Source organism: Mycobacterium kyorinense, assembly GCF_001672775.1.
Taxonomy (GTDB): Bacteria; Actinomycetota; Actinomycetes; order Mycobacteriales; family Mycobacteriaceae; genus Mycobacterium; species Mycobacterium kyorinense_A.
Map to the genome: position 1 here is coordinate 13,998 of NZ_LZKJ01000049.1, position 17,412 is coordinate 31,409.

The window sequence follows — 17,412 nt, forward strand, 5'->3', positions numbered from 1 at the left end:
ATGGCCTCCTATGTCGCCGGCGCGGGTGAGTTCACCCGTGACACCAACTACATCGAGACCCGCATCACCGCTGACGGCCGGGACGGGTATCCCGTCGAACCGGGCCGATACCGCTTGATCGTTGCCCGCGCGTGTCCGTGGGCTAATCGCACGATTATCGTCCGGCGACTGCTAGGGCTGGAAAAGGTTATCTCCATTGGTTTTTGCGGCCCCACCCATGACGAGCGCAGTTGGACCTTCGACCTCGACCCCGGTGGCGTCGACCCGGTGCTGAAGATCCCCCGCTTGCAGGACGCCTATTTCACGCGCTTCCCCGACTACCCGAAAGGCATCACCGTACCGGCGATGGTCGACGTGCCCACTGGTGCCGTGGTCACCAACGATTTCGCGCAGATCACCCTTGACTTCTCCACCGAATGGACGGCCTACCACCGTGAGGGCGCACCGGAGCTCTATCCTGAGCCGTTGCGTGGCGAGATCGACGAGGTGGCCCAACGGGTTTACACCGAGATCAACAACGGGGTGTATCGGTGTGGGTTCGCCGGCTCGCAGGGGGCCTACGACGCAGCCTACGACCGATTGTTCACTGCGCTGGACTGGCTGAGCGAGCGGCTCAGTCGGCAGCGATACCTGGTGGGCGACACCATCACCGAAGCCGATGTGCGGTTGTTCACCACGCTGGCCCGCTTCGACCCGGTCTATCACGGACACTTCAAATGCAATCGATCCAAACTCTCCGAGATGCCGGTGCTGTGGGCGTATGCGCGTGACCTGTTCCAAACGCCGGGTTTCGGCGACACCGTCGACTTCGTCCAAATCAAACAGCACTACTACATCGTGCATGCCGACATCAATCCCACCCGGATCGTGCCCAAGGGCCCCGAGTTGGCTGGATGGCTGACTCCACACAGCCGAGAAGAGCTGGGCGGCAAGCCCTTCGGTGACGGCAGCCCGCCCGGCCCACCGTTGGAGGATGAACAGGTGCCAAACACCCTCTAACGCCGAGCGTCGAGTTGTTGGGCGAAATCACGCAATTTCACCCAACAACTCGACGCTCGATAGGTCAAATGGGGCATCCGGCAGCGCGCAGCGCCCGAAGTATCCGCGCGATGACCACCGCCGGACGGTAACGCAGCAGATCTGCGCTCACCCGGATGATGATCCATCCGCGGGCCTCTAGTTCGGCAAGACGGTCGATGTCGTAGGTCCGCTGCGCCGGATCAGTCCAGTGGTGGGCGCCGTCGAACTCCACGCCCACCTTCCACTCTTGCCAACCCATGTCGATGCGCGCCAGCACCGTGCCCCATTCGCCGAGCACCTCGATCTGGGTCTGCGGACGCGGCAGGCCGTTCGCCACGGGCAGCAGCCGGGTTTTGGTCTCGTACGGCGATTCGGCACCGCCGTCGATCACCGACAACACCCGGCGCAGCTGCACCAGCCCACGCGCCCCGCGATGACGGTCCGCCAGCGGCTCCACATCGGCCACCTTCAAGCCGGTGGCATGCGCGAGCGCGTCAAGCCGAATTACCGCGGCAGCGAATCCGTTTCGTCGCCCGAGGTCGAATGCCGTACGCGCTGGAGTCGTTAATCGGATACCGTCTCGCACACACCACTCGTCGTCCCACAACGTGTCGCTGTGCAGAACAATGCCGCGCGTCTTGTCGCGGCTTCGTCGATTCAGCTCGGCAGGCAGCCACGCATCGATCCACGCTGTTCGATGCAAGGCTGCGGCGGATAATCCGGCCACGGTTGCGACGCGCCCCGACCACAGCCAGGCCGCGACCGCGCGGGTCACCGGTGTCAGCGGTTGCCCGCGTGGGATGTACACATTCCGGTGCACGCTTTCGAACTCGGTTCGCAGCTGATGCGGTGTGACGATTCCCGCCGCCAGAGCTTCGTTGCCTCGGAAGGGCCAATCCAGGGTTGCCATGCGCAAACGATGCCGGTCGGCACCGACACCTACGGCCGAGCGTCGAGTTGTTGGGCGAAATCACGCAATTTCACCCAACAACTCGACGCTCGGCGTCAAAAGATCAGGCGTACCGACCACTCGGCATGCGGGACATCGTGGAATTCGCCGGCTGGGTCGACCACCAGTGTCATCAACTGGACGACGATGCCGCTCAGCCGGCCGCGTTGCGGGTCGACGGTGGAGATGGTGACCGCCAGCCGGCTGTCCGGCCGGAACACGGTCGTCGTGGTATTGGTCGGATCCTCATACACCCGCAACAGTCGCCAGGGTGCCCGGCCGATCGCCGTCGGAACCGAAAGCTGCACGGGATCGCGGTCATTCACCGGCAACTCGCCTTGTTCGCCTGGCGTCTGACAATCGCTGACGTCGAGCACATTGCAGTACAGGTATGGCCCGACCCGAGTCAGATGACCGTGCGAATACGCGCTGATCTCGGGCCGCGACGGGCCGTGCCCGCGGACCAGCAGCCAGGCGCCGAACCCGGCGCCTGCCGCGGCCAGTACCACCACGACGGCGACCAGCACCGCGACAGGGCGTTTCACTTGCGCAGCACTGCTTCGGCGTCGTCGCGGCGGCGGCCTTGCTGTTCGACCATGACGGGCCGGTTACCCCCGAAGCCCGGTATCAGCGAGTCGCCGTGGAAGCTGAGGATGGTCTGCGCCAGACCGGGGATCAGCAATGCGCCCACGGCGCTGAACCCGACCCACAGCTCGGTGTAGACCAGCACACCCAGCGCGCCGCCGAGCACCCAGGCCAACTGCAGCGTCGACTCCGAGCGTCCGAACGCCGAGGCGCGTGACTCTTCAGGCAGGTCGTCTTGCAATGACGCATCGAGTGCGGCTTTGGCGATCGCACTACACCCGGAGGTGACCAAGGTGGCGATGGTCGCCGCAACGAGGCTGCCCGCGACCGCGGCGGCCAGCGCCGCGGCCGTCACCGCCACCGTGCAACGCACCACCAGCACCGCAGGCCTACCCAATTGCAGGCGTGCGCTGGCGAAGTTGCCCACGAAGTTGCCGATCCCGGCCGCAGCGCCGATCAGCCCCAACATGCCCAACTGCACCCAGCCGCTCACGTCGTGCGCCTTGGCGACGAAGGCGGGATACAGGAACAAGAACCCGACCATGACTTTGATTGTGCAATTGCCCCACAATGAAGTAATGATGTTGCGGCCCAACGGCTGTCGAATCGCTCCGCTGGCCCGGCGCACCTCTTCGGGCCAGTTTCGGCGCGACTGCCGATAGCGATAGGTGGTGGGCACCTCGCCCGCGGTCACCTCGACCCACCGCGGAATCCGCATCGAAAGAAACGCACCGGCGATCGTGACCGCGATGATGACGAACAACGCGCCAGGCAGCGCAAACAGATGGTCGAACACGTACTCCACGCCGGCGGCGATGCCGCCGCCGACAATCGTGCCGCCCAGCAGGCCGAAGGTGGTCAGCCGGGAGTTGACTCGTACCAAGTCGATCGTCGGCGGCATCACCCGCGGCGTCACCGCGCTGCGCAGCACCGAAAACGATTTCGACAGCACCATCATGGCCAGCGCGCACGGATAGAGCACCCAGGACGGGAAGCTGCCGGTGGCGCCGTCGTAGTTGGTGATCAGCACCACGGCCAGTGCGGTACGCAGCACGAACGACAGCGCCAGCGCAACGCGGCGGCCGTGCTGAAGCCGGTCCAGCGCCGGACCGATCAGCGGGGCGATCACCGCGAACGGCGCGATCGTGATGAGCAGGTACAGCGCGACTCTGTCCTTGCTTTCGCCGGTGGCCGCCGCGAAGAACAGGGTGTTGGCCAGCGCCACGGCCATCGCGGAGTCGACTGCGAAATTTGCCACCACCGGCCAGGTCAACGCGGTCAAACCGGACTTGTCGGCGCCGTCTGCGGTCGCGGCCCGCTGCACCAAACCGTACATCCGCGAACCCATTTCGCGGCTGCGCTGCGCTGCCGCGCGGGTGACGGTGACCCGCTCGGCGGTGGGAACGGTACGCGGCGTCTCACTGCGACGGCTGGATTCGGGCTGACGATCCAGCGGCGGGAGGTAGCGGTTGGCGCTGGGCATCGTGGCGCGCGGCGTGCGCGGTCGACCGTAACCCGGGTCGGCCGCCGGATAGTTGGCCATCCCGGGATGCTCGGTGGGGTGATCACGCCGCCGTTGCGCCACGAATCAATTCTCACTCATCGCCGATGATCGAGCGCGTAGGCGACCGGTGTGGCTGGCCGCCACGGACCTGCGGCAGTATTGAAGAAGTATGGAGACAGCGGACAGCGTGACCGGGCCCACAGGGGAATCGGCGGCGACGGCAACGGCCGAGTGGCCGGCAGAGTTGGCCGCCGTCCTCACCGGTGCGGTCGAGCAGGCTCGGACGGCCATAATCGAGTTCAGCGATGCCGACGTGGTCGGGGAATACCTGGGCGTCGGCTACGAGGGCCCAACCGCTGCCACTCACCGGTTTCTGGCCCACATGCCCGGCTATCAAGGGTGGCAGTGGGCCGTCGTCGTCGCTGCCTACCCCGGCGCCGACCACGCCACCGTCAGCGAGGTCGTGCTGGTTCCGGGCCCGACGGCGCTGCTGGCACCGGAATGGGTGCCGTGGGATCAACGGGTCCGACCGGGCGACCTGGGTCCCGGAGATCTCCTCGCACCGCTGCCCGATGATCCGCGGCTGGTGCCGGGCTACCTGGCCAGCGGCGACCCGCAGGTCGACGACGTCGCCGCCGAGGTGGGATTCGGGCGGCGGCGCGTGATGAGTGCCTGGGGCCGTTCGCAGGCGGCCGGCCGCTGGCACGACGGCGACTACGGCCCCAGTTCGCCGATGGCGCGCTCCACCAAACGCGTGTGCCGCGACTGTGGCTTCTTCTTGCCCTTGGCGGGGTCGCTGGGCGCGATGTTCGGCGTTTGCGGCAACGAGATGTCGGCCGATGGTCACGTCGTCGACCACGAGTACGGGTGCGGCGCGCATTCCGACACACCGGCGCCGGCCGGCAGCGGCTCGCCGGCATACGAGCCCTACGACGACGGGGTGCTCGACGTCGCCGAGAAACCCGCCGACGAACCTGCGGAGTCTTAGCCGTTCTCGGCGGCGGCTTTGATGTTGGCCAGCGAGACGTTCATTCCCTCGACCAGTTCCCGATCGAAGTTGTCCGACCCACCCATCAGTGCGTTCACCGTCAAGGTGGAGATTGCCTTGACCCCGTTTTCGGCGTGCCGGCTCTCGACCAGCCGGGTGCCCTCGGGGATCGACTGCAACTCGTAGCTCCAAATGGTGCCGTTGGCGTTGACCTTGAACGCCAGCTTCTGCTCGGGGATGACCTCGGTGACGGTGCACGTCGTCGGCCAGAACAGGCGGTTGCGGCGGTTGAGGTTGAGGGTCCGGGTGCCCTGACGTAGCGGGCCGAGCGGCTTCATCCAGCGGCACTGCGGACTCCACTGCGGCATCCGGCGGAAATCCGACACCAACGACCAGACTTTGGCCACGGGTGCCTTGATGTCGATTTCTGCTTGCAATAGCGGCGCTGCCATTGAACTGTCCCTCCTGCTAGTGGTCTTCGGTCGTTGGGTGAAAGCCACGCTGGGTCTGATTGAGCTGGGATGCGAACCCGATCTGTGCGCCGCGCGCGCCGCGGCGAGCAGCGTCTCGCTGCCAGAGGAAGATCGCGGTGCCCAGCAGTCCGACGCCCAGCCCCGCCAGCGTCACCGGTCGCCAACTTTCCAGGCTCGGCACGACGAACGCGGCCGCCGCGGCGATCAGCCAGGCCAGCGCGCCCGCCGCGATCACGGGCCACACTTCCAGCAGCGCAACCGGCAGACGTGGCGGTTTGGGGCTTTGCCTCGGCTCGACGGACATCGAGATCACGCTAGCCCGGCGGCAAGCGGGCCATCAAACCGAGCCCGGCGCCGCACGTGTCGGTGATTCGCTGTTTACGAACGGACGTTGTGTCGTAACCTTCGCGCTGTGATCAACGGCGATACGCGGCTGGCCAGCGACTTGTCGTTGGCAGTCATGCGGCTGGCCCGGCAACTCCGATTTCGGCGCCCGCAGTCCCCGGTATCGCTGTCGCAGCTGTCGGCGTTGTCGACGCTGGCCAAAGACGGTCCGATGACGCCCGGTGCCTTGGCCTGTCGTGAACGCGTTCGGCCACCCTCGATGACCCGGGTAATCGCGTCGCTGGCCGATCTGGGGTTCGTCGACCGCGTCGCGCATCCCGACGACGGTCGGCAGGTGCTGGTCTCGGTGTCTGACGCCGGCAGTGAGCTGCTGGAGGCCGAATATCGGGCCAGCCAGGAGTGGCTCGCTCAGCGGCTGGCGGGACTGGACCGGGCCGAACGGGACACGTTGCGCAATGCCGCAGACCTCATTTTGGCCCTGGTCGACGAAAGTCCGTGAGCACAGACCACGTCGTCGTCTGCGATATCGACGATCCCGGCGACCCGCGGCTGGACAACTTCCGGGATTTGAACAGCATCGATCGTCGCCCCGACCTTCCGACCGGCAAGGGTCTGGTCATCGCCGAGGGTGTGCTGGTGGTGCAGCGCATGTTGGCGTCCCGGTTTGCGCCGCTGGCGTTTCTGGGCACCGATCGCAGGCTCGCCGAGCTCCGCTCCGACCTGGCCGGCAACACCGCCCCGTACTATCGGGTCCGCGCGGAAGTGATGGCACAAGTGGTCGGGTTTCATCTCAACCGCGGCGTGCTGGCCGCCGCGCGTCGGGTGCCGGATCCGAGTGTCGCGCAGGTGATCGACGAAGCGCGGACCGTCGCGGTGCTCGAAGGCGTCAACGATCACGAGAACCTGGGTGCTATCTTTCGCAACGCGGCCGGCCTCGGCGTGGACGCGGTGGTGTTCGGTGCGGGATGCGCCGATCCGCTGTACCGGCGCGCCGTGCGGGTGTCCATGGGTCACGCGCTGTTAGTGCCGTACGCCCGGGCGGTCGAGTGGCCTGATGACCTAAACATTCTGCGGCAGAAGGGATTTCGACTGCTTGCCATGACCCCGGGCTGCGATACCAAGACGCTGGCCGCGGCGATGCGCACGGTGCGTGACGACCCGGTGGCAGTGCTGGTGGGCGCCGAGGGACACGGACTGAGTCGTGCTGCGATGCAAGCAAGCGATTTACGGGTGCGCATTCCGATGTCGCGCGGCACCGACTCGCTCAACGTGGCTACCGCTGCGGCACTCGCCTTCTACGAACGCGCACGCGAGCAGCCAGGTTAAGCTCGGCTGGTGTCTGACGAAACCACGCCGTGGGCAACAGGTTTGACGGTGGCCGGGTTCGTCGCCGCAGTGATTGCCGTCGCGATCGTGGTGCTCAGCTTGGGGCTGGTTCGCGTGCATCCGGTACTGGCGGTCGGGCTCAACGTGGTCGCGGTCGGCGGTCTAGCGCCCACTCTGTGGGGGTGGCGCCGCACGCCAGTGTTGCGCTGGTTCGTGTTGGGCGCCGGAGTGGGTGTCACGGGCGCGTGGCTGGCCCTGCTGACGCTGGCGATGCTGGGGACGTAGCGCAGATCAGCGTTGTCCGCCGGAGCGGACCCCCAGCAACACGTCCTCCCACGCCGGGACCGGCGGCTTGCCGCGACGCCCGCGCGCCGGCTCGCTCGGGGGGTCCGGTGCAGCGTCTTGCGCGGTCGGCGGTTCCGGTTCGTCGAAGTCCAACTGGGCGACCGGTGCCAGCGGCCGCAGGGGGCGATCGAAGTCGGGGTCAATCAGCTCATTGGCCGGGTCGTCGATCGCGGTGACCGTCCCGCCATGCGCACCGGGGACGAACCGGAAATGCGCCAGGTTATCCGAGCGTCCGGCCTTCCAACCCAACTGCACCGTCCAGCGTCCATCCTCGTTGCGCCAGGCATCCCACGTGGTGGCATCCGGGTTGAGGCCCCGCGCCACCAGCGCGGCGGTGATGGTTTCCAGCAGAGTCAGCACGGCGGGACCGTCGGCCAGGACGGGATGTGCGGCGGTCGCCAGCTCAGCGGCGCGCGAACGTTCCAGCAGCACCGGGTGAGCGAACCGCTCGACCCGCGCGACGTCCACCCCGGCAGCCGCGGCCACCTGCTCGACAGACGCGCCGGCGCGGATCCGGGCCTGAATCTCCTTGGGACGCAGCATGCTGGTGACCTCGATCTCGATCTGAGTTTGGCCCACCCGTGCCCCGTCACCGCGCACTGCGGCCCGCAACCGGTCGTCGAGCCGCAGGGTGAACTTGTCGGCCGGATTGTCGCTCTCGCAGATGATGTGGTTGCCATCGACGTCGAGTCCGACAACTTTGAGTTCCCGCATGGCGACCTCCTCCGAGCCGTTGCATCCGACCCGATTGGTGCGCACTTTAGTGCAGCGACCGACCGTTACCGTTGTGACACGCCGCCCGGCTCAGAGCCGTTCGACGACCCAGTCGACGCATTCGGTGAGAGCGCTGACGTCGTCGGGCTCCACGGCGGGGAACATCGCGACGCGCAACTGGTTGCGCCCCAATTTGCGGTACGGCTCGGTGTCGACGATGCCGTTGGCCCGCAGCACCTTGGCGACCGCGGCTGCATCCACGTCGTCGTTGAAGTCGATGGTGCCGACCACCTGTGAACGCAGGCCGGGGTCGGCGACGAACGGCGTGGTGTAGGGCCGCTGCTGAGCCCAGTCATACAGCCGCTGCGACGAATCGGCGGTGCGCTTGACCGCCCAGTCCAGCCCGCCCTGGCCCAACAGCCAGTCGATCTGCTCGGCCAACAGCACCAGTGTCCCGATGGCGGGGGTGTTGTAGGTCTGGTTCTTCAGGCTGTTCTCCACCGCGATCGGCAGCGACAGGAAGTCGGGCACCCACCGTCCGGATGCCGCGATGGCCTCGATGCGGGCTAGCGCCGCCGGGCTCAGAATCGCCAGCCACAAACCACCATCGCTGGCGAAGTTCTTCTGCGGCGCGAAGTAGTAGGCGTCGGTCTCGGTGATGTCCACCGGCAGCCCGCCGGCCCCGGAGGTGGCGTCGATGACCACCAGCGCGTCACCCGAGTCGGCGGGGCGCCGCACGGGCACCGCCACGCCCGTCGAGGTCTCGTTGTGGGCCCAGGCGATCACGTCGACCGACGGGTCACTCTGCGGCTCGGGTGCGCTACCGGGCTCGGATTTGACGACGATCGGCTCCCCGACGAACGGATTCTTGGTGACCGCCGAGGCGAACTTCGAGCTGAACTCGCCGTAGGACAGGTGCAGCGACCGCTTGTCGATCAAGCCGAACGCGGCGGCGTCCCAAAACGCGGTCGCGCCGCCGTTGCCCAGGATGACTTCGTAGCCGTCCGGCACCGAGAAGAAGTCGCGCAGCCCGGTACGGACCCGGCCGACCAGATCCTTCACCGGCGCCTGCCGGTGCGAGGTTCCGAAAAGCCCCGCGGCGCTGGTAGTCAGCGCCTGCAGCTGCTCGGGACGTACCTTGGAAGGTCCCGATCCGAACCGACCGTCGCCGGGTTTGATGCTGTCGGGGATCGTCAATGCCTCAGCCATGATCACCAGGCTAATGACCCCCATGGTGTGAGCCAGACCACATCATGGTCGTCGTTCGCTGCTACACCACAGTGTTCGCACGGGTCTGGAAAGTTTGCGATACCTGCGGTACTGTCTAGACATTAGACGTCTAAATGTAAACCGCATCAGGAGACCGGGAATGGCTCAGAAGATGGCTCGGACGAAGATGGTACGGCGCTGGCGCCGCAACATGGATGTCCAGGACGACCAGCAGTACGTGGACATGCTGAACACGTTGTCCGAGGGGTCGGTGCGGCGCAACTTCAACCCGTACACCGACATCGACTGGAAGTCACCCGAGTTCGCAGTCACCGACAACGACCCGCGTTGGAAACTGCCGGCGACCGATCCGTTGGGCCGCCACCCCTGGTACCAGGCGCAGTCCGACGAACGCCAGATTCAGATCGGCATGTGGCGGCAGGCGAACGTCGCCAAGGTCGGCTTGCACTTCGAGTCGATCCTGATTCGCGGCCTGATGGAATACGCCTTCTGGGTGCCCAACGGCTCACCGGAGTATCGGTACTGCCTGCACGAGGCCGTCGAAGAGTGCAACCACACCATGATGTTCCAGGAGATGGTGAACCACATCGGGGCCGACGTGCCCGGCATGCCACGGCTGCTGAAATGGGTTCAGCCGTTGATCCCGTTGGTCGCCGGCCCACTGCCGATCCCGTTCTGGTTCGGCATCCTCGCGGGTGAGGAGCCCATCGACCACACGCAGAAGAACGTGCTGCGCGAGGGCAAAGAGCTGCACCCGATCATGGAACGGGTGATGGCCATTCACGTCGCCGAAGAGGCGCGCCACATCTCGTTTGCCCACGAGTACCTACGCAAGCGTGTCCCGGACCTGCCGCGCCGCAAGCGGTTCTGGCTGTCACTGTTTGTTCCCGTGACCATGCGGATCCTGTGCTCGGCAATCGTGGTGCCCCCGAAGGCCTTCTGGCGTGAGTTCGATATTCCTCGTCAGGTGCGCAAGGACGTGTTCTTCCGCTCGCCGGAGTCGCAGCAGATGCTCCGCGACATGTTCGGCGATGTGCGGATGCTGTGTCACGACACCGGGTTGATGAACCCGGTCGCCAAGTTGATATGGCGGATCTGCAAGATCAACGGTAAGCCGTCGCGTTACCGCAGCGAGCCAGCGCGCCAGCATTTGGCCGCGGTGCCGGCTGCCTGACAGTCCCGGTTGTTTCATGCCGCACGTTATTACCCAGTCGTGCTGCAACGACGGGTCCTGTGTCTTCGCTTGTCCGGTGAACTGCATTCACCCCACACCGGACGAGCCGGGTTTCGCCACCTCCGAGATGCTCTACATCGACCCGGTGGCCTGCGTGGACTGCGGAGCCTGCGTGAGCGCCTGCCCGGTGGGAGCCATTGCGCCCGATACCCGGCTGGAGCCCAAGCAACTGCCGTTCGTCGAGATCAACTCGTCGTTTTATCCGGATCGGCCCGCTGATGTGAAGCTGCCGCCGACCTCCAAGCTGGCCCCGGTTATTCCGGCATCGGAGGTGCATGCCCGGGGCTGCCCGCTGACCGTGGCGATCGTCGGCTCCGGGCCGGCAGCGATGTACGCCGCCGACGAGCTGCTCACTCAGCCCAACGTGCGGGTCAACGTCTTCGAAAAGCTGCCCACCCCTTATGGATTGGTTCGCGCCGGGGTGGCGCCGGATCATCAAAACACCAAACGGGTGACTCGGCTGTTCGATCAGGTCGCCGACCGTCGGGGCTTTCAGTTCTTTCTCAACGTGGAAGTCGGTAAGCATGTGAGCCACGCGGATCTGCTGGCTCATCACCACGCCGTGGTGTATGCCGTTGGCGCGCCCAATGACCGACGCCTCGAGATCGACGGGATGGGCCTTCCGGGCACCGGCACCGCGACGGAGATGGTGGCGTGGTACAACGGTCATCCCGATTTCACTGATCTGCCAGTCGATTTGAGCCATGAGCGAGTGGTCATCGTCGGCAACGGCAATGTTGCGCTCGATGTTGCCCGCGTTCTCACGGCCGATCCCGATCAGCTGGCGAGCACCGATATCTCCGACCACGCGTTGGACGTGCTCCGCGCGTCGCGGGTACAGGAGGTGGTGATCGCTGCCCGGCGCGGACCCGCACAGTCGGCGTTCACGCTGCCGGAGCTGATCGGGTTGACCACCAGTGCCGACGTGGTGCTCGACGCTGCCGACCACGAGCTGGTGCGCCGCGACCTTGCGAGCGCCTCCGACAGATTGACCCGGCAGAAGCTGGACATCCTCAGCAAGCTCGGCGACGCCTCGGCGGTGCCGTCGAGACCGCGGATCCGGCTGGCCTATCAGCTCACCCCCGCGCGTGTCCTCGGCGAGCAGCGCGCCAGCGGGATGGAGTTCACGGTCACCGGCACCGATGAGGTGCGCCAGTTGGACGCTGGACTGCTTTTGACGTCAATCGGCTACCACGGCAATGCGATTCGTGATCTGCCGTTCGACGATGCCGCTGGGGTAGTGCCGAACGAGGAGGGCCGCGTCGTCGATCCGGACTCGGGGCAACCGGTGACCGGCGCGTACGTGGCCGGCTGGATCAAGCGCGGACCGACCGGGTTCATCGGCACCAACAAGTCCTGCTCCCTGCACACCGTGCAGGCGTTGGTCGCCGACTTCAACGACGGGCTGCTCGCCGATCCGCAAGCCGGGCCGCGGGCATTGGCCCGGTTGGTACACGCGCGTCGGCCCGAGGTTATCGACGCCGCCGGTTGGCACGCGATCGACACCGCTGAGATTGCGCGCGGCGCCGCCGATGACCGGCCCCGGGACAAGTTCACTGCGGTCGACGACATGCTGGCGATCGCGGCCACCGCGCCCAGGCCGTCGGTGGGCCGACGACTGTTCCATGCGCTGGTGGACCGAATCTCCTAGGCGCCACGGTCATCGCGGCGGACTAGGAGGCCTTGTGAACCTGGTCCCAGCCCTCCACGGATTCGGGGCTCCGCGGCTCCGGGCCGACATAGATGGCCGACGGGCGGACCAGCTTGCCCAGCTTCTTCTGCTCGAGAATGTGAGCACACCACCCGGCGGTGCGGCCGCAGGTGAACATCGCCGGCATCATGTTGGCCGGCACGCGGGCGAAGTCCAGGATCACTGCGGCCCAGAATTCGACGTTGGTCTCGATCGCGCGATCCGGCCGCCGCTCGCGCAGTTCGGACAAGGCCGCCTGCTCGACCGCTAGCGCCACCTCGTAGCGCGGCGCGCCCAATCGCTTGGCGGTGGCGCGCAACACCCGGGCGCGCGGATCCTCCGCACGGTAGACCCGGTGACCGAATCCCATCAGCTTCTCGCCGCGGTCCAAGATGCCCTTGACCAGACCACGCGCATCGTCGGTGCGCTCGACCTCTTCGAGCATCGGCAGCACCCGGGCCGGCGCACCGCCGTGCAACGGGCCGCTCATCGCCCCGATCGCTCCTGACAGCGCGGCGGCCACGTCGGCACCGGTCGAGGCGATCACCCGCGCGGTGAACGTCGAGGCGTTCATGCCGTGCTCGGCGGCCGACACCCAGTAGGCGTCGATGGCCTCGACGTGCCGCGGGTCTGGCTCGCCCTGCCATCGAGTCATGAAACGCGCTGTGACCGTGCGACATTCGTCGATCACACGCTGGGGCACCGCGGGCTGGTAGATGCCGCGCGCCGATTGGGCCACGTAGGACAGCGCCATCACCGACGCCCGCGCCAGCTGAGCGCGGGCGGTCTCGTCGTCGATGTCCAGCAGGGGCTGGTATCCCCAGATCGGTGCCAGCATCGCCAGGCCCGCCTGCACGTCGACCCGCACGTCGCCGGTGTGGATCGGCAGCGGGAACGGTTCGGCCGGCGGCAAACCGTGACCGAATTTTCCGTCGACCAGCAGCGCCCACGCGTCACCGAAGGTGACCTGTTGGCTGACCAAATCCTCGATATCCACGCCGCGATAGCGCAGCGCGCCGCCGTCCTTGTCCGGTTCGGCAATCTCGGTAGTGAATGCCACCACACCATCGAGGCCGGCAACGAAATTCTCCGGGACCACAGTCATAGGTAAATTCTCGCACCCCGCTTCGGGACCGTTGCTACCGGCCGGTAATCAACGGGCGGTGACCCGGGCGGTAGCGTTGACCGGTGGCAGGTCTAGACAACGAGCACCTGGCGGCAATGCGAGTGGAATACGGGTCAGAGAAAGACGGCAGCGACGACCTCGACGAGAAATGGCTCGGCGAGGGTTGGCTTGCGTTGTTCTGCAAGTGGATCGACGATGCCGAACGCGCAGGGATTCCCGAGCCCAACGCCATGGTGTTGGCTACCGTCGAGTCCGGGAGGCCGGTGAGCCGGTCGGTGCTGTGCAAGCATGTCGACGAGGACGGCCTGACCTTCTACACCAACTACGACTCGGCCAAAGGCGTCGAACTTGCCGCCACGCCGTACGCGTCGGCGACTTTTCCGTGGTATCAGCTGGGCCGGCAATTCCACATCCGCGGCCCGGTCACCAAAGTGGATCCGCAGACTACTGAAGACTACTGGTCGAAACGGCCCCGCGGTTCGCAGCTGGGCGCGTGGGCGTCGCAGCAGTCCCGGCCCATCGCGTCGCGTGCCGCGCTGCTCGATCAGCTCGCCGAGGTGACCGTGCGCTTCGCCGACACCGAGCACATCCCAGTCCCGCCCACCTGGGGCGGCTACCGCATCGCACCCGACGTAGTGGAATTCTGGCAGGGCCGAGAAAACCGGGTACACAACCGAATTCGCGTGACCGGCGATCGTATCGAGCGCCTGCAGCCGTAAGCCCGACGACGATGCAGAGCGCGCAGCGCGATGAGGAGGAGTCGGGCCATTAGACCGCGCGGGCTCATCGCCGACACCACACCGCTGCGGACCGCAGACTTTCGCCGGCTGTGGCTGTCGGGCATCCTCACCGCCATCGGCGCGAACCTGACGATCTTCGCGGTGCCGGTGCAAATCTATGCGCTTACCCGCAATTCGGCATATGTCGGGCTTTCCGGAATTTTCGCATTGGTCCCGCTGATCGTGTTCGGTCTGCTGGGCGGGGCCTGGGCCGACGCGATGGACCGGCGGATCCTGCTGATCATCGCCTCATGGGGGCTGGCGGTGTCGTCGCTGCTGCTGTGGCTGCAAGCTGCGCTGTCGGTCGACGACGTGTGGGTGGTGCTGAGTCTGTTGGCGGTGCAGCAAGCGTTCTATGCGGTCAATTCGCCGACCCGCTCGGCGGCTATTCCGCGAATGCTGCCCGGCCACCTGTTGCCGGCCGCCAATTCGCTGAACATGACGGTGACGTCGTTCGGCGTCATCGTCGGGCCGCTGTTGGCCGGATTGATGCTGAACTGGGTCGACCTGTCGACGTTGTATCTGATTGACACGCTGGCCTGTTTAGCGCCCATCTGGGCGACGTTTCGGCTGACGCCGATGCCGGTCATCGAACCGCGAGCCGCCTCGTCGCGGTGGGGTTTCCGCGCCGTGTTGGCCGGGTTTGCCTACCTCGCCGGCAACACCGTGGTGCTGATGTCGTTCGTGGTGGACCTGATCGCGATGATCCTGGGCATGCCGCGGGCGTTGTTCCCGCAGATGGCCCACGAAAGCTTTGGCGGACCGGTCGAGGGCGGAACCGCGATGGCGTTGTTGGCGCGATGGGTGTCGGCGCGGTCGCAGGCGGTGTGTTCTCCGGCTGGTTGCCGCGCGTCGGGCGCCAAGGCCTGGTGACCGTCGCCGCGATCGCGGTATGGGGGGTGGCGATGGTCGGCTTCGGAGTGGTCAGCGGCGCGGCGCACGGCCGGGCCGGGGCGCTGTTGTGGGCGGCGTTGGCGTTTCTGGCGCTCGGCGGTGCCGCGGATATGGTGTCGGCCGCCTTCCGTTCGACGATCCTGCAGGAGGCCGCCTCCGACGACCTGCGGGGGCGCCTGCAGGGAGTGTTCATCGTCGTGGTCGCGGGCGGGCCCAGATTGGCCGATGCTGTGCACGGCGCCGCGGCGGAAGTGATCGGGACATCGGCCACCGCCGCGGGCGGAGGCGTGCTGGTCGTCGCGGGTATCGTGGTCGCCGCGTTGGCCGCCCCGGCGTTCGTCCGCTACCGCGCACCGAGAGCGGCGATGCGCCGAGGCTCTACCTGACCATCAGCCTGTCGCGCACTCCGCCCCCGGGCGGGCGCGCCGTCGCAATAACGACTACCTTCAGCTATACGCAACCTAGGCAGCATCAGAAACGCGCAAAGGGGTTCTTGTGGCCGCAACCGACGACACCGCCACTCTTCGGTACCCGGGTGGTGAGTTGGACCTGGAGATCACACACGCCACCGAGGGGGCCGACGGTATTGCGCTCGGCTCGCTGCTGGCCAAGACCGGGTACACCACTTTCGACAGTGGCTTCATGAACACCGCGTCCACCAAGAGCGCGATCACCTACATCGACGGCGAGGCCGGCATCCTGCGCTACCGCGGCTACCCGATCGAGCAGCTCGCCGAGAAGTCGACGTTCATCGAGGTCAGTTATCTGCTGATTTACGGGGAGTTGCCGACCAAGGACGAACTGGACGAGTTCACCCGTCGTATCCAGCGGCACACCATGCTGCACGAGGACCTGAAGCGGTTCTTCGACGGCTTCCCGCCCAACGCGCACCCGATGCCGGTGCTCTCCAGTGTGGTCAACGCGCTCTCGGCCTACTACCCGGATTCGCTGGACCCGATGGACGGCGACCAGGTGGAGGTCTCCACGATCCGGTTGCTGGCCAAGCTGCCGACCATCGCCGCCTACGCGTTCAAGAAGTCGGTCGGCCAGCCGTTCCTCTACCCGGACAACTCGCTGACGCTGGTGGAGAACTTCCTGCGGATGACGTTCGGGTTGCCCGCCGAGCCCTATCACCCCGACCCGGAGATCGTTCGGGCACTGGACATGCTGTTCATCCTGCACGCCGATCACGAGCAGAACTGTTCGACGTCGACGGTGCGGTTGGTGGGCTCGTCGCGGGCCAACCTGTTCACCTCGATCTCGGGTGGCATCAATGCGTTGTGGGGGCCGCTGCACGGCGGCGCCAACCAGGCGGTGCTGGAGATGCTCGAGCAGATCCGCGAAAGCGACGACAATGTCGGCGAGTTCGTCCGCAAGGTCAAGAACCGCGAAGAAGGCGTGAAGCTGATGGGCTTCGGCCACCGCGTCTACAAGAACTACGACCCGCGGGCGCGCATCGTCAAGGAACAGGCCGACAAGATCCTCGCCAAGCTCGGCGGTGACGACGACCTGCTGAACATCGCCAAGGAACTCGAAGAGGCCGCCCTGACCGACGACTACTTCGTCGAGCGCAAGCTGTACCCCAACGTCGACTTCTACACCGGGCTGATCTATCGGGCGCTGGGCTTCCCGACGCGGATGTTCACCGTGCTGTTCGCGCTCGGGCGGCTGCCGGGCTGGATCGCGCACTGGCGCGAGATGCACGACGAGGGCGATTCCAAGATCGGTCGGCCACGCCAGATCTACACCGGCTACACCGAGCGGAACTACGCCACGATCGACGCGCGGTAGCTAACCGGCCGCCCAGGCTCCGAGGCTATGGTGGCCCGGTGACACAGAAACCAGAGATCGAATTCCCGACCGGTCCTGCGCCTGCTGACTTGGTCATCCAAGACCTTGTGGTCGGCGACGGGCCCGAAGCCGTCCCGGGCGGCACCGTCGAGGTCCACTACGTGGGGGTGGAGTACGACACCGGTGAGGAATTCGACAGTTCGTGGAGTCGCGGCGAGCCGATCGAATTTCCGCTGCGTGGCCTCATCCAGGGCTGGCAGGACGGCATTCCTGGAATGAGGGTGGGCGGTCGGCGCCAACTGGTCATCCCACCTGCACAGGCCTACGGCCCGGCCGGCTCGGGACACCAGTTATCCGGCAAGACGCTGATCTTTGTCATCGACCTACTCGCCACCCGATAGCCCGCAGGCTTAGGCTTC

General features: G+C 66.3%; 18 protein-coding genes and 1 pseudogene. 11 read left to right on the forward strand and 8 right to left on the reverse strand.

Going from position 1 to position 17,412, the window contains the following annotated elements; all coding sequences use genetic code 11:
• Positions 1-999 (forward strand): glutathione S-transferase family protein, encoded by a 999-nt coding sequence (locus A5707_RS04275; RefSeq protein ID WP_065013282.1) that lies wholly within the window; start codon positions 1-3, stop codon positions 997-999.
• A gap of 64 nt (positions 1,000-1,063) precedes the next feature.
• Here the strand turns inward: A5707_RS04275 and A5707_RS04280 are convergent, their stop codons facing one another.
• The 3 genes from A5707_RS04280 to A5707_RS04290 all read right to left on the reverse strand — a co-directional run bounded on the left by A5707_RS04280 (position 1,064) and on the right by A5707_RS04290 (position 4,097).
• Positions 1,064-1,930 carry a DUF559 domain-containing protein gene (locus tag A5707_RS04280; RefSeq protein WP_065013283.1) on the reverse strand — a complete coding sequence of 289 codons (867 nt, stop codon included), beginning with the start codon at positions 1,928-1,930 and terminating at the stop codon, positions 1,064-1,066.
• A gap of 95 nt (positions 1,931-2,025) precedes the next feature.
• Positions 2,026-2,514: a DUF2771 domain-containing protein gene (locus tag A5707_RS04285; protein ID WP_065013284.1), complete on the reverse strand. Its 489-nt coding sequence runs from the start codon at positions 2,512-2,514 to the stop codon at positions 2,026-2,028.
• Complete coding sequence (locus A5707_RS04290; RefSeq protein WP_065013364.1) at positions 2,511-4,097, reverse strand: MFS transporter; 1,587 nt, start codon at positions 4,095-4,097, stop codon at positions 2,511-2,513. The genes A5707_RS04285 and A5707_RS04290 overlap by 4 nt, the downstream gene beginning before the upstream one ends.
• Positions 4,098-4,245: 148 nt before the next feature.
• Here A5707_RS04290 and A5707_RS04295 point away from each other — a divergent pair, with 148 nt between their 5' ends.
• The gene (locus A5707_RS04295; RefSeq protein WP_156657566.1) at positions 4,246-5,046 is read left to right on the forward strand and encodes a DUF3027 domain-containing protein; all 801 of its coding nucleotides are present in this window, start codon (positions 4,246-4,248) and stop codon (positions 5,044-5,046) included.
• Here A5707_RS04295 and A5707_RS04300 read toward each other — a convergent pair.
• On the reverse strand, positions 5,043-5,498 hold the full coding sequence (locus A5707_RS04300; protein ID WP_065013286.1) for an SRPBCC family protein: 456 nt from the start codon (positions 5,496-5,498) through the stop codon (positions 5,043-5,045). The genes A5707_RS04295 and A5707_RS04300 overlap by 4 nt on opposite strands.
• Positions 5,499-5,514: 16 nt before the next feature.
• The gene (locus A5707_RS04305; RefSeq protein ID WP_065013365.1) at positions 5,515-5,823 is read right to left on the reverse strand and encodes a DUF2530 domain-containing protein; all 309 of its coding nucleotides are present in this window, start codon (positions 5,821-5,823) and stop codon (positions 5,515-5,517) included.
• Positions 5,824-5,979: 156 nt separating this feature from the next.
• On the opposite strand from A5707_RS04305, the gene A5707_RS04310 reads away from it, so the two are divergent.
• Genes A5707_RS04310 through A5707_RS04320 form a run of 3 tightly spaced genes read left to right on the forward strand, consistent with a single transcriptional unit; the run spans position 5,980 to position 7,475 of the window.
• Positions 5,980-6,363, forward strand: coding sequence for a MarR family transcriptional regulator (locus A5707_RS04310; protein ID WP_419866388.1), 384 nt, complete (start codon positions 5,980-5,982; stop codon positions 6,361-6,363).
• Positions 6,360-7,190 carry a TrmH family RNA methyltransferase gene (locus A5707_RS04315; RefSeq protein ID WP_065013288.1) on the forward strand — a complete coding sequence of 277 codons (831 nt, stop codon included), beginning with the start codon at positions 6,360-6,362 and terminating at the stop codon, positions 7,188-7,190. The genes A5707_RS04310 and A5707_RS04315 overlap by 4 nt, the downstream gene beginning before the upstream one ends.
• Before the next feature lie 9 nt (positions 7,191-7,199).
• On the forward strand, positions 7,200-7,475 hold the full coding sequence (locus tag A5707_RS04320; protein WP_065013289.1) for a DUF2537 domain-containing protein: 276 nt from the start codon (positions 7,200-7,202) through the stop codon (positions 7,473-7,475).
• Between the two features lie 6 nt (positions 7,476-7,481).
• Here A5707_RS04320 and sepH read toward each other — a convergent pair whose 3' ends face one another.
• Together sepH and serC are read right to left on the reverse strand one after the other, a co-directional pair.
• The gene (gene sepH / locus A5707_RS04325) at positions 7,482-8,249 is read right to left on the reverse strand and encodes a septation protein SepH (protein ID WP_065013366.1); all 768 of its coding nucleotides are present in this window, start codon (positions 8,247-8,249) and stop codon (positions 7,482-7,484) included.
• A gap of 90 nt (positions 8,250-8,339) precedes the next feature.
• Positions 8,340-9,458, reverse strand: a complete 1,119-nt coding sequence (gene serC / locus A5707_RS04330) for a phosphoserine transaminase (RefSeq protein ID WP_065013367.1) — start codon at positions 9,456-9,458, stop codon at positions 8,340-8,342.
• A gap of 172 nt (positions 9,459-9,630) precedes the next feature.
• Here serC and A5707_RS04335 point away from each other — a divergent pair, with 172 nt between their 5' ends.
• Positions 9,631-10,653: an AurF N-oxygenase family protein gene (locus tag A5707_RS04335; protein ID WP_065013368.1), complete on the forward strand. Its 1,023-nt coding sequence runs from the start codon at positions 9,631-9,633 to the stop codon at positions 10,651-10,653.
• 16 nt (positions 10,654-10,669) lie between these two features.
• Positions 10,670-12,364 (forward strand): FAD-dependent oxidoreductase, encoded by a 1,695-nt coding sequence (locus tag A5707_RS04340; protein ID WP_065013290.1) that lies wholly within the window; start codon positions 10,670-10,672, stop codon positions 12,362-12,364.
• 22 nt (positions 12,365-12,386) lie between these two features.
• On the opposite strand, the gene A5707_RS04345 is transcribed toward A5707_RS04340, so the two are convergent.
• Complete coding sequence (locus A5707_RS04345; protein ID WP_065013291.1) at positions 12,387-13,508, reverse strand: citrate synthase 2; 1,122 nt, start codon at positions 13,506-13,508, stop codon at positions 12,387-12,389.
• 83 nt (positions 13,509-13,591) lie between these two features.
• Here A5707_RS04345 and pdxH point away from each other — a divergent pair, with 83 nt between their 5' ends.
• The 4 genes and pseudogenes from pdxH (at position 13,592) to A5707_RS04365 (ending at position 17,394) form a co-directional block, all read left to right on the forward strand.
• Positions 13,592-14,248 carry a pyridoxamine 5'-phosphate oxidase gene (pdxH, locus tag A5707_RS04350; protein ID WP_197495242.1) on the forward strand — a complete coding sequence of 219 codons (657 nt, stop codon included), beginning with the start codon at positions 13,592-13,594 and terminating at the stop codon, positions 14,246-14,248.
• A gap of 30 nt (positions 14,249-14,278) precedes the next feature.
• Positions 14,279-15,588: pseudogene (locus tag A5707_RS04355) on the forward strand (MFS transporter).
• Between the two features lie 109 nt (positions 15,589-15,697).
• Positions 15,698-16,993, forward strand: coding sequence for a citrate synthase (locus A5707_RS04360; protein WP_065013292.1), 1,296 nt, complete (start codon positions 15,698-15,700; stop codon positions 16,991-16,993).
• Between the two features lie 38 nt (positions 16,994-17,031).
• Entirely contained in the window at positions 17,032-17,394 is a 363-nt protein-coding gene (locus A5707_RS04365; RefSeq protein ID WP_065013293.1) for an FKBP-type peptidyl-prolyl cis-trans isomerase, read from the forward strand.
• Positions 17,395-17,412 lie beyond the last annotated feature (18 nt).